The sequence below is a fragment of the Pseudomonas monsensis genome (genome assembly GCF_014268495.2).
Taxonomy (GTDB): Bacteria; Pseudomonadota; Gammaproteobacteria; order Pseudomonadales; family Pseudomonadaceae; genus Aquipseudomonas; species Aquipseudomonas monsensis.
In genome coordinates this window covers 355,001-370,831 of the sequence record NZ_CP077087.1, presented here as the reverse complement: position 1 = coordinate 370,831, position 15,831 = coordinate 355,001, and the positions used below count along the sequence as shown (strand labels likewise).

The following is a 15,831-nucleotide window of genomic DNA, read 5'->3' as shown; positions in this document are numbered from 1 at the left end:
CCGTACCGGTGACGATCTCGTCGTCGCACCGCATACTTGCCCGCAGTTGGCTATGCTGCTGACAGCATGACGCTGGTTCATTTCCGAGGGATGCTCAATGTTTTACGTGCAACGCGATGCGCAAGGTCAGTTGATTCGCGTGGAAGCCGCGGCCTACGCCGAGGCCACGGAAACGCTGCCGGCCGACCACCATGAAATCCAGGCGTGGTACGCCAACGAAGCGGTGGAAAACAGCCTCAAACAGCTCAAGCAGAGCGACTTTGAAATGATTCGGGTACTCGACGACCTGATTCAGGTGCTGACCCAGAAAGGCGTGATCCGCGTCACCGACCTGCCGCCGGCAGCCCAGGCCAAACTGATGGACCGGACCCAGGCGCGTGAAGCATTGGGCGGGTTGAGTCAGTTGATCGATGAGGATGAGGGCGGGTTGATCTGATCCCCCCGTAATCAAAAGCCTACCCTCACCCCGAGGGAGAGGGAGCCGACCAAGGTTTCAGGCGTATACATCGACCTGAGAAATCGAGTCGATGACCGATTCAGCGGACATCGTTCACGTCGGCGTCTCCCCCAATCAGTCCCCTCTCCCTCTGGGAGAGGGCTAAGGTGAGGGCGGGTTTGCAATGACTCACCGCCAAGGCTTCGGCTCACCCAACAACTGTCCCTGCACCCCATACAAGCCCATCTCGCGAATCACCGACAACTCCCCTTCAGTCTCCACCCGCTCGGCAATCAACGGCAGGTCGATGCTGTGCGCCGCGCTCTGGATCGCCTCGATAAACAGGCGCTTGTCGCTCTCCTGATCGATCGCGCGAATGTAACTGCCATCAATTTTCAGGTACGCCAGCCCCAGCCGCGCCAAGTTGCCGATCATGCTGAAGCGCCCGCCGAAACGTTGCAGGCTCAGGGAGAAGCCGAGTTCCCGCAGACGTCGGGTCAACTGTTCCAGCACGGCTTGTTCGGGCAACTGTTCTTCACCGATTTCCAGGGTCAGCCGCTCGCCCAGATTGGAATGTGCGCGCAGAATCTCGAACACCTTATTCAAGGCCTGCGGGTCGCCCAGGGTCGCTGAAGACAGGTTCAGTGCCAGCGAGTCTTCATGCGTCTTCATCTGCTCGAGCACGCGCTCAAGCATCAAGCGGTCCAGCCGCGCCGTCCAGCCGAAGCGCTCAAGCCAGGGCAGAAAGCGACCGGCGGGGATAGTCTGGCCCTGGTCATCGAGCAGGCGCGACAGCACCTTGTAATGCAACACCAGTTGCGTGTCCTGCGCGGCCACCACCGGTTGGAAATACAGTTCGAAGCGCTGCTGACTCAAGGCCTGATCGAGCAAGCGATGCCAGGCGTGGTGATCGTCGCCGACATCCGCCACCAGGCTATGGTCGATACACGCCCAGTTCTGCTCGCCCTGCCCTTCGGCCTGCGCCAGCGCCTGATCGCCGAGGGTCAGCACCGCTTGCGGTGAATCGCCGTGAGCGAACGGGGCGAGGCCGATAGAGGCCACGGCCGGCACATCGGTGGCGCCAGTGGCGTGCAGGCTGCTCAAGGCACTGTCGAGGTTCTGCGCCAGTTGCAGCGCTTCTTCGCGCACCAGCCCCGGTGCCAGCACGGCGAATTCGCCACCGCGAATGCGAGTGACGAGGTTCTGGGTTTCCGGGTATCTGGCGCACTCGCGGGACAGTTGTTCGCCAACAGCTTTCAACAGTTCATCGGTGCGCTGCCCGCCCAGTCGCTGGTTGAGTCCGGCCAGATCCTTGACCCGCAACAACAGCAGATAACCGGAACTGGCCTGCTCCGGGTTGCTCACCCGGTTATGCAGCTGCATCTCGAAATAACGTCGGTTGGCCAGCCCCGTGAGGTTGTCCTGATACGACTCGGCGCGCAGCTTTTCACTGCGTTCGGCCTGCTCCTGGAACAGTGCTTTAAGCTTCTCGACCATCTGGTTCATCGCCTGCACCACCCGTCGCAGTTCAGGGGTACGCGGCAGTTCCGGCAGGCTGAGGAATTCGCGGCGGGCGATGGCGTGGGACTGCTGGACCATGTAATCCAGCGGTTTCAATTGCCGGCGCAGCAGCAACGCGCCGAGCACCGCACTCACCGCGCCACAGATCAGCAGCCAACCCAGACTGCCCAGCGCGCTCTGCCACAGCTTGGCCACGGCGAACATCGGGTGGCTGACCACCTCGACCCGCGCCGCCTGCTCCCAGCCACGGCTGACCAGCGCATCGCCACCGGCCGGTTCCAGGCCGATCAGTTTGACGAACCAGTCCGGCACATTGGTAACGGCCGGTATGCCACTGCGCTCGACGATAGTCTTGTCGGTCTTCAGATCAACCACGCGGATGCTCGCGTAGTAACCGCTGTCGAAAATCGAGCTGACCAGCAGCTCGACCATCGCCGGGTCGTCGATATTCGGTGTCAGCGACAACGCCAGCGCCGTGGCGGCGTCCTGAGCGTGGGAGCGCAACTGATTGACGTACTGGGTGCGCGAGCTCTCCAGACTGACCATGAAGCTGCCCGTGAAGGCGACCACCAGGAACAGACAGATAGCGATCAACAGCTGTTTGAACAAAGACATCTGAGCGCGTGCTCCTAGTTAGTCGTCTCGACCGGAAAACCTTCGGCCTGCATTTTCTTCAGCACATCCTGCCAGCGCGACAGGCGTTTGGTGTCACCCACCTTCTTGTTGCCCTTGGCGCCCGGCAGGTACAGACCTTCGGCATTGAAAGAGTAGACCGGCAACAGGTCGGTTCGCTGGGACGCCGGCTGGATCGGATCGATCAAGCTGTCGAGCACCAGCGGCATGGCGTCGGGGGTGGCATAGTACGTCAGCACCATGTGCGCGCGATTCTGGCGCAGTGCCTTGACGTAGGTGATGCGCAGCTTGTCACTGGAAACGCCGAGATGGCGCAGGCTGAAATACTTGGCGATCGCATAGTCTTCGCAGTCGCCGGCGCCCTTCCATAAGGCTTCGATCGGTGTCTCCCAATAATCGACCTCGTGCCACAGGTCGATGTCTTCTACATAACGCACCTGTTTGTTGAAAAACAGGTTCACCACCTTGAGCTTTTCCATCTCGCTGACCTGTTTCTGCGTGGCCAGCAGGTTTTGCCAGGCGTCGATCCGCTGCTGTCCGGCGCCCAGCGGCCCGTACAGCGCCGTGGCTTTGCGGCTGATCGCGGAAAAATCCCAATCGGCATGCAGGCCGCCCAGCATGACGCCGGCCAGCAGCAGTGCGCAGCCTAGCCAGCGCAGTGTCCGGGGGATTGCGAAACGTACCGCCACAGCAGGTTTCCAGAGAGCAGGGAGGAAAGCGTTTGATGGTGAAGCTTAGCCCGGCAAAAAACAATGGCACCATGAGATCATCGCCGGCACGCTAAACTTCACCAATGACAGGGTGCCTCTATGCGGTTTGACATCCGGTAGAGCAATCACTAGTGTCATTTGGATCCAAATTAAGTCGACAGACAGGGTGCGTAGTCGTGACACAGAAGCCCAAACCACTGCAGAGCATCAAAGTCGATGGGCCGATCCCCGCGCACCTGGCCCGCTCGATCATCGAAGAAACCCTGCGCGCCGCCATCCTCGATGGGCGCCTGCCCTGCGGCACCGCCCTGCGCCAGCAGGATCTGGCCGATCTGTTCGGCGTCAGCCGCATGCCCGTGCGCGAAGCCTTGCGCCAGCTCGAAGCGCAGGAATTGCTGAGTGTCACCGCCCACAAAGGCGCAGTGGTAGCCCCACTGATCCAGGGCGATGCGACCGAAACCTACGAGTTGCGAATCCTCCTCGAAACCGCCGCATTGCGGCAGTCGATTCCGCGACTGAGCGCCGCCGACTGCCAACGCGCGGCCGGTTATATCGAAGAACTCGAAGCCCAGCACGATTACACCGAAATCGGTCGGCTCAACCGGTTGTTCCACATGGCGCTGTATAGCAAGGCCCCAAACCGCCGTCTGTTGCGTCTGGTGGAAGACGGCCTCAACGAAGAAGAGCGTTTCCTGCGTTTCAATCTGGAAGCGATGGGCCTGGGCAAACTGTCCCAGGAAGACCATCGCCAGTTGCTCGAAGCGGCGCAGGATCGCAATGTCGAGCTCTCGGTAAAACTGCTCGAGCAGCATCTCAACCGCGGTGTCGAGGTCATTACCCGCTACCTCGCCAGCCCCGCCGCACAAAACCGCAAAGCCGTGCGCTGAATCCGCAACGCCGGGATCAGGCCCCGTGCCTGCCCGGCGAATAACTCGCTTACAAATCCCCGCCCCGATCTGCTGCGCAGCCGCTGGCAAACCCCTGCCTTCCCTCTACCCTCCGTGCGCCGGTCAGCCTGACTCGGTGGTGAAACGGTAATAGCCGTCGCGCTGATTTACCCTCACTCTTGAACGGCCAACCCCATAAAGAACGGGCGACGCACCGCATCGTCGGCGCCGTCCCCGCACCAGGAACCTACGGAAGGAGCCTTGTCACGGGAAAAAGGAAGTCCAGGCGCCGGTCCCGGCCAATTTCCGCCCCTTTAAATCAATCAATTCATTTCATTAAGAAAGTTGCTTCGAGTGAGGCATTCACTCTTGTTAATCAATTTTGGCCAATATTGACCGAAAGGAGCAACTACGCCCAAATAAAACTTCAGCCAAAAGTTTTATTGGCACTGCTCATACTTGAAAAACAGCAAACTTAAAATAATTAAAAATACACTTGTTAAATACTTTCCCGGTGTATTAGTTTTTCTTCGCCGAGTTTGAACTTCGGCACTCACCCCGGAGTCTCGCCCCAATTCATAAGGGCGGCTCACCGGGACCAGCGCTAAAACCGTAGATAACGCCTGACGCTTATTCACCGGCAATTGTGGCTTCGCCCGACATCCAGGAAACAACTAACTGCGGCGCTATTGATTGCACAGTTGAAAGAGACGTTGCACTTCATATCAATGATAAAGGACATCATGATGCCCACTAAGAACCAACTCGCCCTGAAGAAAGCCGAACTCAGTATTCACCCGATCTTTTCCGAGATCACTTCACTGTCGGTCTTGCGTCGTTTCATGGAAACCCACGTCTTTGCCGTGTGGGACTTCATGTCACTGACCAAGCGCCTGCAGCAGGAGCTGACTTGCACGCGCTTGCCCTGGCTACCGCCGCGTGACCCTCACGCGGCGCGGCTGATCAACGAAATCGTCCTCGGCGAAGAATCGGACGATCGCCTGGCCGAAGGTCACTACAGCCACTTCGAGTTGTACCTGGATGCGATGCGCGAAATCGGCGCGAGCACCACGGCGGTGGAGCGCTTCGTCGCGCTGCAGCAGGAAGGCGTGAGCTACGACATTGCGCTGCAAAGCGTCGCGGTCGACCCGGCCGCCGCGCAGTTTGTTCGCGACACCCTGCGCACCGCCTTGCATGCACCGGGGCACAGTGTTGCGGCGGCGTTTCTGCATGGTCGCGAAAGCGTTATCCCGACCATGTTCCAGCGCATCCTCGACGACTGGGGCATCGGTATCGAGCAGGCGCCGACCTTTCGCTATTACCTGGAACGGCACATCGAAGTCGACTCCGAGGATCACGGCCCGGCGGCCGAGCAGTTGCTGGAACGTCTGGTTGATGGCGATCCTCAGCGTGAGGCCGAGGTCTACGCCAGTGCCATCGCTGCCGTGGAAAGCCGCATCGCCCTGTGGGACGGCCTGCGCCTGAGCATGCGCGAGCCGTTGGCGGAGGTGGCCCAATGAACGCCGCTGATTACCAATCCTTCGCCGACGCCTGGGAGAGTCGCGCGACCATTCGCACCCGTCCGCGCCGTGTGCTGGAAAACGACGAGCGTCTGATCTATCCGCTCAGCCGCCAGCCGCTGGTGCTCAGCGAAACCTTTCTGCGTGAATGCCCGCAGCAGCGCGATTTCGCCCTGGTGCAGACGCTGTACAAATTCATCAACGACGTGGTGATTTTCGAGACCGAAATCGTCGACAAGACCGCGCGCAGTATCGCCAAGAATCGCTTTGCCGTGGGCTTTCCTTTCGCCTGTCGCTACGACGCGATGACCGTGGTGGTCGACGAGGATTACCACGCTCTGGTGGCGATGGATTTCATGCAGCAAACGGTGGCCATGACCGGCATCGAACCGATTCAGCTGCCCGATGAAATCGAGCTGAGCCGGGCGATTCCTGCCGCCGTCGCACTGGCGCCGGAGCACTTGCGCAGCGCCGTGGAGCTGATCTGCGTGGCCATCGCCGAAAACACCGTGACCGGCGATGTCGCCGCGTTCGCCCGCGATGACACGGTCAAGCCGTCGATCAAGGGACTGATGGCCGATCACCTGCTCGACGAGGGCCGTCATTCGAGTTTCTGGGCGCGGATGGTGCGCATTTATTGGCACACCGCCAGCGCGGCAGATCGCGACGTCATCGCGCAGATCCTGCCGGTGTTTATCGGCCATTACCTGACCAATGACATCCAGAAATCCTTCGACCTGCGCCTGATCAATGCGCTGCCAGTCAGCGAGGCCACACGACGCTCGCTCAGGGACGAAATGGCCGGACTGGCATTCCCGATCAATCGCCACCATCCGTTGGTGGGCAACATCGTCAAGTTCTTCCACAACAGCTCGCTGCTCGACACGCCTTGCGTGCAGCACGCCCTGCGCGACTACCTGGTTTGATGAGGAGGCCGACATGAAACGTCTCGACATTTTGCTGATGGGCGCCAGTCAGGCCATGACCGACCTGGCGCTGGAACTCGAACAACACGGTCATACCTTGCAGCGCAGCGGTGCCACGCACTCGAAGGTGGATTTGATCATCGACGATGGCTTTATTGCCGCCGGCGACTTTTGTCGCATCCCGCACCTGCATCTGCGTTTGGGTGTCGGTGCACAGAGCCGGTCAGGTCTGCCGACACTCGACCTGCTGTGCTTTCTCGGCTCGACGCTGATCAGCCGTGTGCCGATTGGCGACGAGCCGTCCGGCAACGGTCAGGCACTGCGCCAGCGCGTGCTGGCGCAGGTGGTGGACGAAGTCGCGCTGCTGGTCAGCCGTTTCTCCCGTGACGCCGACTATCTGAAGGACGTTGCCTCTGTGAGCGCACCGGATTTCGAACGTCTGGAGAACCTGCTGTTTCTCGACAGCCTGGCGTACGTCCATCGACTCAACGACACGGCCAATCCGGCGTTGCTGGCGCAAGCGCGGATGCCGGTGATCGAGCGTCTGCAACACAGCCTGATCAAGCATGCCGATCGGCCGGCGCTGCACCTCGCCGAACAGGCGATCAGTTACCGCCAGTTGCACGCCCACGCCCAAGCGATCCAGCAGCGATTGCAGCCACTGCTCGCCGCGCATCCGCAACCATGGATCGTCGGCATCTGTCTGTCGAAAAGTCCGGCGTTGTTCGCCTCGATTCTGGCGACGCTGGGCAGCGGCGCGGTGTACTTGCCGCTGGAGCCGAGACATCCGTTGCAGCGTCAGCAATACATTCTGCAGAACGCCGGCGCCGTGTTGTTGCTGCATGACGGCGAGCATCCGCTCAGCGAAACCATGGCCGGGCTGGATGTCAGCCAGATCGACACGGCGCACGTTGATCCGCACCTGCCGTTGATGCGCCAGCGCCCGGCACTCGACGCACCGTGCATGGCCTTGTACACCTCAGGCACCACCGGGCATCCGAAGGGTGTACTGCTGAGCCAGGCCAACCTCGCCCACTTCACCGCGTGGTACGCCGATTACGTGCAACTGCGGGCCGAAAGCCGGGTGCTGCAGTTCTCCTCGATGAGTTTCGATTCGTCGCTGATCGACATCTTCCCGACCCTGCTCGAAGGTGCCGAACTGGTGGTACCCGACGACACGCAACGGCGTGATCCGCTGCAACTGGTGGCACTGATCCGGCGCCGCCAACTGACCCACGCCTTCCTGCCGCCGGCCCTGCTGAGCATCCTGCCGCTCGAGCAACTGGAGGGCGTGCAAGTGATGACCGGCGGCGATGTTTGCGAGCCGTTCGTCATCGAGCAACTGACCCGCCAGGGCACCTTGCACAACCTCTACGGCCCCACCGAAGCCACGGTGTTGATCACCGCGCGGCAGCTCAGAACCGGCGACAGCAACCGCACCCTCGGCGCGCCGATCGCCAACAGTCAGGTGCTGATTCTCGATGACGAACTGCAGCCGGTGCCGGAGAACACGGTCGGCGAGTTGTTCATCGTCGGCCCCGGCGTCTGCCTCGGTTATCTGAACAATCCACAGCAGACCGCCGAGCGTTATCTACAGCTGGACCTACCGGATGGCACTCAACTGCGCGCCTATCGCAGCGGCGATATGGCCAAGTGGGGCGCGCACGGCATCGAACTGTGCGGGCGCCGCGACAATCAGGTGAAGATCCGTGGTTTTCGGGTCGAGCCGGAAGAGATCGAACGCTGCCTGCGCGAGAGCCAGTTGTACCGACAGATCGCGGTGGTGATCGACAGCCAGCGGCGGATTCTGGCGTTCCTCGCCCAGCCGCAATCGGAGGTCGCTCGTGAAGCGCTGAAGGCTCACGCGCAACAATTCCTCCCGGACTACATGCAACCAGTGGCGTGGACGGAACTGCCAGGCATGCCCTTCGCCAGTAACGGCAAGGTTGATCGCAAAGCCTTGCTGGAGCTGCCGGTGAGCGTGCAGGACGGCGGCCCGAAATGCCTGCCGGCAAATGCCGACGAAGCCTTGCTGCTGGAGATCTGGGCAGAGTTGCTGGAACTGCCCACCGGTGACATTTCCACCGACGAGAGTTTCTTCAACCTTGGTGGCCACTCGATTCTGTTGTCGCGGATGTTGCTGCGTTTGCGGGAAGAGTTTGGCCGCAGCATTTCGATCAATCGCTTCATTGAACTGCCAACGATCAGCAAACTCGCCACACTGGTGCGCGGTACCGATGACAGCGCCGTGCTCAGCGCCCAAGCCATGGCCGACGCCGAGCGACCGCTGGATATCGAGCCGTTGCCGATCAGCCGCATGGGCGATGTGCATAAGGTCATCGTTACCGGCGCCAACAGTTTTGTCGGCGTACACATCGTCGAAGCACTGCTGGGTTGGGGTGCCAGCGAAGTCGCATGCCTGGTGCGCGACGGCGGCGGGCAAACGGCGGCGCAACGCTTCGCCCACGCCTTGCGCGAGAACCGTCTCGATCATCTGGACCTGAGTCGGGTAAGGGTTTACGCGGCCGACATCACTCGACCGCAACTGGGCCTGGCTGAAGCGGATTATCAGCGCCTGGATCGCGAATTCGGCGCGCTCGTGCACAACGCCGCCAACGTCAATCACGTGCTTGATTACGAGTCGCTGGCAGCAGACAACGTCGAGCCGGTTTTCCAGTTGCTGCGCCTGTGCGAAGGGCAGAGCAAAAAGGTCTTCAACTTTGTTTCGACGCTCTCGGCGTCCAGCACCGTCGATGACGCGGGTCAGGTCCTGGAGCTGCCCGCAGCGCCGACGCCACCGATCTACATTCGCAACGGCTACAACCTGTCGAAGTGGGTGGGCGAACGCATCCTTGAACGGGCGCGCGAACGCGGTGTGCGGATCAATCTGTATCGCCCCGGAAACATCAGCTTCAACAGCTTGAGCGGCGTCTGTCAGCCGCATAAAAACCGTTTGATGCTGATGCTCAAGGGGTCGATCCAGCTCGGTCAGGTACCCGCCTTTGCGCTGAATTTCGACCTGATGCCGGTGGACTTTCTCGCCCGCTTCATCGCCTTCCACGCCAGCCGTTATTGCGCCGAACGCGCGGTGTTCAACCTGCACAACCCCGAGCCACTGAGTTGGGACGCCTACGTCGCTTCGTTCCGCGAAACCGGCAGCGAGTTCTCGCTGGTCAGCGTCGCCGACTGGCAACAGCAACTGAGCCGGGTCGATGCCGACAACGCGCTGTTCGGCGTGCTCGGTTTTTACCTCAACGGTTTCGAGGAAGACATTGGCGACATCTCCCTGATCGGCCACGCCAATGCTGAGGCCGGCGTGCAGCAGATGGGCGCGCACTACCCGGAAAAATCCCCGGCGCTGCTGCGCCGCGGCTGCGATTACCTGAAAGAAATCAACTTCATCTGATCCATCAACAAGGAGCTACACCATGAGCACTCTGCAACCCGACACCCTGATCAAAAACCCCCACGGCTGCCACGTCGTATCGTCGGTGGAAGTGCCGGCAGACGCCACACAGGTCTGGGCCGTGGTCGGCGACTTTGGCGGTTTCGAGCGGTTTATTCCGGCGTTGTCGCACATCGAAATGACTGGCGAAGGCGTGGCTTCGCTGCGCAAGAAATTCTTCAAAGATGGCAACGTGGTGGTCGAGCAACTCAACTCCCGCGATGAGCAGGCGCGGAGCATGACCTGGACGACGATTTACAACACCCTGGGCGTGGCCAATCTATGGGCGGCGATGAATGTGGAATCGCTGGGGGCGGGAAAAGCACGGGCGACCTGGACGATCATTGCCGAGCCGGCCAGCGGCGGTGAGGAGGCGCTACCGGGGTTCAAGGACTTTGTGCAGGGGTTTGCCGATGATGCAATGGGGAATGTGCTGAAGCTGTTTGTTTAAGGCTTTGCACAGGCGGTGAGTGAACCACCGCTTTCGCTGGCAAGCCAGCCCCCACAGGATTCGAGTCGTTCACACATATTGTGTTCGCCAAAAATTCTGTGGGGGCGGGCTTGCCCGCGATTGAACGATAACACGGTCTGACGGGTGGTCAGATCTTGAAACTGTCGACCAACTGCTTCAACCGGTTGGCCTGCTGCGACAACGCATCACAATCCTTCAACGTTTCGTTGAGGTTGGCCACGCTCTGCTGGTTCAACAGGTTGATCTGATTGACGTCAACGTTGAGGGTCTCCACCACAGCCGTCTGCTCCTCGGTCGCGGCGGCCACCGACTGGTTCATGCCGTCGATTTCACCGATACGCTGGGTCACGCTGACCAGACGCAAGCCGGCCTGGTTGGCCACCTCAACACTCTGCTCGCTGGATGCCTGACTGGCATTCATGGTGGTCACCGCTTCACGGGAGCCGACCTGCAGCGACGTGATCATCTTGTGGATTTCTTCTGCCGACTCCTGGGTGCGATGGGCAAGGTTGCGCACCTCGTCCGCCACCACCGCAAAACCACGGCCAGCCTCACCGGCCCGCGCGGCTTCGATAGCCGCGTTGAGTGCCAGCAGGTTGGTCTGCTGCGAAATGCCTTTGATCACATCGAGAATGTGGCCGATGTTGTCGGTGCTGGCGTTCAGGGTTTCGATCTGCGTGCACGACAGGCTGATTTTCTGCGACAGCTCGGTCATCGCCTGAATGGTCTGCTCCACCACCTGACGACCGTCATCGGCCTGTTCGCTGGCGCCGCTGGCGTGCTGCGAAGCATCGGCCGCGTTGCGGGCGATTTCCTGGGTGGCGGCGCCCAACTGGTTGATCGCGGCAGCGACGCTGTTGGTGCGCGCACTTTGTTCGTCGGAACCGACAATGGACGCATTGGACGACGCCATTACCCGCTGCGACAGGTCGTGTACGTGACGGGTTGCCGACGACACTTCGGAAATCGACGCGTGAATCCGTTCAACGAACTGGTTGAACGCACTGCCCAGTTCGCCAAATTCGTCTTTGCTCTCAACCACCAGACGACGGGTCAGATCGCCTTCGCCCTGAGCGATGTCCTGCATTGCGCGACCCATGGTGGTCAACGGACGCATCAACACATTGATCAACAGGCTCAACAGCAGTGCAATCGCGGCCACCGCCACAAACATTGCGATCAGTGCCGAGGTACGGAACTGACTGAGGGCTGCGTAGGCTTTATCGTGATCAATCGACAGACCGATGTACCACTGCGCATTCGGCAGGTCGCTGACCGGGGTGAACGACAGGATGCGTTCCTGACCGTTGAGCACCACGTTCTGATTGCCCTTCTCGATGCGCACACCGGCATTCGGGTAGATGTCTTTCAGGTTTTTCATCACCTGATCTTTATCCGGGCTGACGATTACCTGACCGTCGGCGCTGACCAGGAACGCGTGACCGAGGCCACCGAAGTCCACCGAGTTGATGATCTTTACCAGGGTTTCCAGGCTCAAGTCACCACCGACCACACCGAGCAATTCGCCGTTCTTTTTTACCGGCATGGCGATGGTCACCACCAGACCACCGACAGCGGCCATGTACGGCGGCGTCAGCATGGTTTTATCGGCGGCGACGGCTTGCTTGTACCAAGGGCGCTGGCGCGGGTCGTAACCGTCCGGCATCTTCGCGTCAGGGCGTTGGGTGAATACACCATTGGCCTGGCCGACGTAAGTGAACTGGAAGTTGGAGGTGAAGGCCGGCTGATCGACCAGACCGGGGAAGTCAGCGTCCTTGCCCTGGTGGGCAACGTTTTGCGCAAGGTTTTCCAATACCAGAATCCGCCCGCTCATCCAGTTCTGCACGCTGCTGGCAGTCAGGTCGCCCGCCTGCTGTACGGAGGACTGGAGGTTCTGGCGAATGGTGTTTCGCTGCAGATAGTCGTTGTAGAGGGTGAACAGAGCGAACGCCAGGACCACGACGCCCGAAGCGGCCAACAGGATTTTATGGCTGAACTTGAGATTCATTTCATGGGACTTCTTATGCCAAAAGTGGGGATGCGTTCCGGATGCAACATTCCATGTACAGAGCAGGCAGCGTTCTTCTTGGCCGCTCTACTTTGGTGCACGCATGTCTCACCAGTCTTTCGGCACGGTTCAGAGAAATCTTAGGGTTGTATGGGAAATGGACGGCATTTAGGTCAGATTCCCGCCGAACGGCGCACTAGAGCGTTTGCCGCACCTTGCGATGAGCGTTGACCGGGCGACAAATGAACATTCTTTGATCGCCTGATCTTGGCAGGCTCTTAAACGACAAAACCCCTGTCTGCGTTAGCAGACAGGGGTTCTGAAATTTAATCTTGACGATGACCTACTCTCACATGGGGAAACCCCACACTACCATCGGCGATGCATCGTTTCACTTCTGAGTTCGGGATGGGATCAGGTGGTTCCAACGCTCTATGGTCGTCAAGAAATTCGGGTACTGACTCGCGACCATCTGGCCTCGCTTCAGCAAATCGGGTATGTGATACAGGTGTCTTGTGAGTTGCGCGAACTTTCGGTTCGTTTCGTCTTCACACACCGCAATCTGGTCTCTTCGACGCAAATTGCTTGGGTGTTATATGGTCAAGCCTCACGGGCAATTAGTATTGGTTAGCTCAACGCCTCACAGCGCTTACACACCCAACCTATCAACGTCGTAGTCTTCGACGGCCCTTCAGGGAACTCAAGGTTCCAGTGAGATCTCATCTTGAGGCAAGTTTCCCGCTTAGATGCTTTCAGCGGTTATCTTTCCCGAACATAGCTACCCGGCAATGCCACTGGCGTGACAACCGGAACACCAGAGGTTCGTCCACTCCGGTCCTCTCGTACTAGGAGCAGCCCCTCTCAAATCTCAAACGTCCACGGCAGATAGGGACCGAACTGTCTCACGACGTTCTAAACCCAGCTCGCGTACCACTTTAAATGGCGAACAGCCATACCCTTGGGACCGGCTTCAGCCCCAGGATGTGATGAGCCGACATCGAGGTGCCAAACACCGCCGTCGATATGAACTCTTGGGCGGTATCAGCCTGTTATCCCCGGAGTACCTTTTATCCGTTGAGCGATGGCCCTTCCATACAGAACCACCGGATCACTAAGACCTACTTTCGTACCTGCTCGACGTGTCTGTCTCGCAGTCAAGCGCGCTTTTGCCTTTATACTCTACGACCGATTTCCGACCGGTCTGAGCGCACCTTCGTACTCCTCCGTTACTCTTTAGGAGGAGACCGCCCCAGTCAAACTACCCACCATACACTGTCCTCGATCCGGATAACGGACCTGAGTTAGAACCTCAAAGTTGCCAGGGTGGTATTTCAAGGATGGCTCCACGCGAACTGGCGTCCACGCTTCAAAGCCTCCCACCTATCCTACACAAGCAAATTCAAAGTCCAGTGCAAAGCTATAGTAAAGGTTCACGGGGTCTTTCCGTCTAGCCGCGGATACACTGCATCTTCACAGCGATTTCAATTTCACTGAGTCTCGGGTGGAGACAGCGCCGCCATCGTTACGCCATTCGTGCAGGTCGGAACTTACCCGACAAGGAATTTCGCTACCTTAGGACCGTTATAGTTACGGCCGCCGTTTACCGGGGCTTCGATCAAGAGCTTCGCGTTAGCTAACCCCATCAATTAACCTTCCGGCACCGGGCAGGCGTCACACCCTATACGTCCACTTTCGTGTTTGCAGAGTGCTGTGTTTTTAATAAACAGTCGCAGCGGCCTGGTATCTTCGACCGGCATGAGCTTACGGAGCAAGTCCTTCACCCTCACCGGCGCACCTTCTCCCGAAGTTACGGTGCCATTTTGCCTAGTTCCTTCACCCGAGTTCTCTCAAGCGCCTTGGTATTCTCTACCCAACCACCTGTGTCGGTTTGGGGTACGGTTCCTGGTTATCTGAAGCTTAGAAGCTTTTCTTGGAAGCATGGCATCAACCACTTCGTCACCTGAAAGGTAACTCGTCATCAGCTCTCGGCCTTAGAATCCCGGATTTACCTAAGATTCCAGCCTACCACCTTAAACTTGGACAACCAACGCCAAGCTGGCCTAGCCTTCTCCGTCCCTCCATCGCAATAACCAGAAGTACAGGAATATTAACCTGTTTTCCATCGACTACGCTTTTCAGCCTCGCCTTAGGGACCGACTAACCCTGCGTCGATTAACGTTGCGCAGGAAACCTTGGTCTTTCGGCGTGGGTGTTTTTCACACCCATTGTCGTTACTCATGTCAGCATTCGCACTTCTGATACCTCCAGCAAGCTTCTCAACTCACCTTCACAGGCTTACAGAACGCTCCTCTACCGCATCATCCGAAGATGATACCCGTAGCTTCGGTGTATGGTTTGAGCCCCGTTACATCTTCCGCGCAGGCCGACTCGACTAGTGAGCTATTACGCTTTCTTTAAAGGGTGGCTGCTTCTAAGCCAACCTCCTAGCTGTCTAAGCCTTCCCACATCGTTTCCCACTTAACCATAACTTTGGGACCTTAGCTGACGGTCTGGGTTGTTTCCCTTTTCACGACGGACGTTAGCACCCGCCGTGTGTCTCCCATGCTCGGCACTTGTAGGTATTCGGAGTTTGCATCGGTTTGGTAAGTCGGGATGACCCCCTAGCCGAAACAGTGCTCTACCCCCTACAGTGATACATGAGGCGCTACCTAAATAGCTTTCGAGGAGAACCAGCTATCTCCGAGCTTGATTAGCCTTTCACTCCGATCCACAGGTCATCCGCTAACTTTTCAACGGTAGTCGGTTCGGTCCTCCAGTCAGTGTTACCTAACCTTCAACCTGCCCATGGATAGATCGCCCGGTTTCGGGTCTATTCCCAGCGACTAGACGCCCTATTAAGACTCGCTTTCGCTACGCCTCCCCTATTCGGTTAAGCTCGCCACTGAAAATAAGTCGCTGACCCATTATACAAAAGGTACGCAGTCACAGAACAAAGTCTGCTCCCACTGCTTGTACGCATACGGTTTCAGGATCTATTTCACTCCCCTCTCCGGGGTTCTTTTCGCCTTTCCCTCACGGTACTAGTTCACTATCGGTCAGTCAGTAGTATTTAGCCTTGGAGGATGGTCCCCCCATATTCAGACAAAGTTTCTCGTGCTCCGTCCTACTCGATTTCATGACTAAGAGATTTTCGCGTACAGGGCTATCACCCACTATGGCCGCACTTTCCAGAGCGTTCCGCTAATCTCAAAGCCACTTAAGGGCTAGTCCCCGTTCGCTCGCCACTACTAAGGGAATCTCGGTTGATTTCTT

At 58.7% G+C, this 15,831-nt stretch carries 9 protein-coding genes and 2 rRNA genes (1 of these 11 running past the window's edge); 6 read left to right on the top strand and 5 right to left on the bottom strand.

The annotated features are described in order from the left end of the window. Positions 1-97 precede the first annotated feature (97 nt). Positions 98-436 (top strand): hypothetical protein, encoded by a 339-nt coding sequence (locus tag HV782_RS01700; protein ID WP_038369138.1) that lies wholly within the window; start codon positions 98-100, stop codon positions 434-436. A 189-nt stretch (positions 437-625) separates the two neighbouring features. Here the strand turns inward: HV782_RS01700 and lapD are convergent, their stop codons facing one another. Both lapD and lapG read right to left on the bottom strand, forming a co-directional pair. After that, positions 626-2,572: a cyclic di-GMP receptor LapD gene (gene lapD, locus HV782_RS01695; RefSeq protein ID WP_186748672.1), complete on the bottom strand. Its 1,947-nt coding sequence runs from the start codon at positions 2,570-2,572 to the stop codon at positions 626-628. Positions 2,573-2,586: 14 nt separating this feature from the next. Next, positions 2,587-3,279, bottom strand: coding sequence for a cysteine protease LapG (gene lapG / locus HV782_RS01690; protein ID WP_064117407.1), 693 nt, complete (start codon positions 3,277-3,279; stop codon positions 2,587-2,589). A 197-nt stretch (positions 3,280-3,476) separates the two neighbouring features. Between lapG and HV782_RS01685 the strand changes: the two genes are divergently transcribed. From HV782_RS01685 to HV782_RS01665, 5 genes are all read left to right on the top strand, one after another. After that, positions 3,477-4,187 carry a GntR family transcriptional regulator gene (locus HV782_RS01685; RefSeq protein ID WP_123470331.1) on the top strand — a complete coding sequence of 237 codons (711 nt, stop codon included), beginning with the start codon at positions 3,477-3,479 and terminating at the stop codon, positions 4,185-4,187. Positions 4,188-4,930: 743 nt separating this feature from the next. After that, a complete protein-coding gene (locus HV782_RS01680) occupies positions 4,931-5,707 on the top strand; it encodes a DUF3050 domain-containing protein (RefSeq protein WP_123470329.1) in 777 nt (258 codons plus the stop codon). Further along, positions 5,704-6,633: a diiron oxygenase gene (locus HV782_RS01675; RefSeq protein ID WP_128616474.1), complete on the top strand. Its 930-nt coding sequence runs from the start codon at positions 5,704-5,706 to the stop codon at positions 6,631-6,633. The genes HV782_RS01680 and HV782_RS01675 overlap by 4 nt, the downstream gene beginning before the upstream one ends. Positions 6,634-6,646: 13 nt before the next feature. After that, positions 6,647-10,039 (top strand): amino acid adenylation domain-containing protein, encoded by a 3,393-nt coding sequence (locus tag HV782_RS01670; RefSeq protein ID WP_186748671.1) that lies wholly within the window; start codon positions 6,647-6,649, stop codon positions 10,037-10,039. Between the two features lie 22 nt (positions 10,040-10,061). Then, a complete protein-coding gene (locus tag HV782_RS01665) occupies positions 10,062-10,529 on the top strand; it encodes an SRPBCC family protein (RefSeq protein ID WP_123470325.1) in 468 nt (155 codons plus the stop codon). A 148-nt stretch (positions 10,530-10,677) separates the two neighbouring features. Here HV782_RS01665 and HV782_RS01660 read toward each other — a convergent pair whose 3' ends face one another. From HV782_RS01660 to HV782_RS01650, 3 genes are all read right to left on the bottom strand, one after another. Beyond that, complete coding sequence (locus tag HV782_RS01660) at positions 10,678-12,558, bottom strand: methyl-accepting chemotaxis protein (RefSeq protein WP_123470324.1); 1,881 nt, start codon at positions 12,556-12,558, stop codon at positions 10,678-10,680. Positions 12,559-12,888: 330 nt separating this feature from the next. Continuing rightward, positions 12,889-13,004: ribosomal RNA gene (rrf, locus tag HV782_RS01655) — 5S ribosomal RNA — on the bottom strand. Positions 13,005-13,154: 150 nt separating this feature from the next. Then, positions 13,155-15,831, bottom strand: a 23S ribosomal RNA gene (locus HV782_RS01650) (it continues 217 nt past the right edge of the window).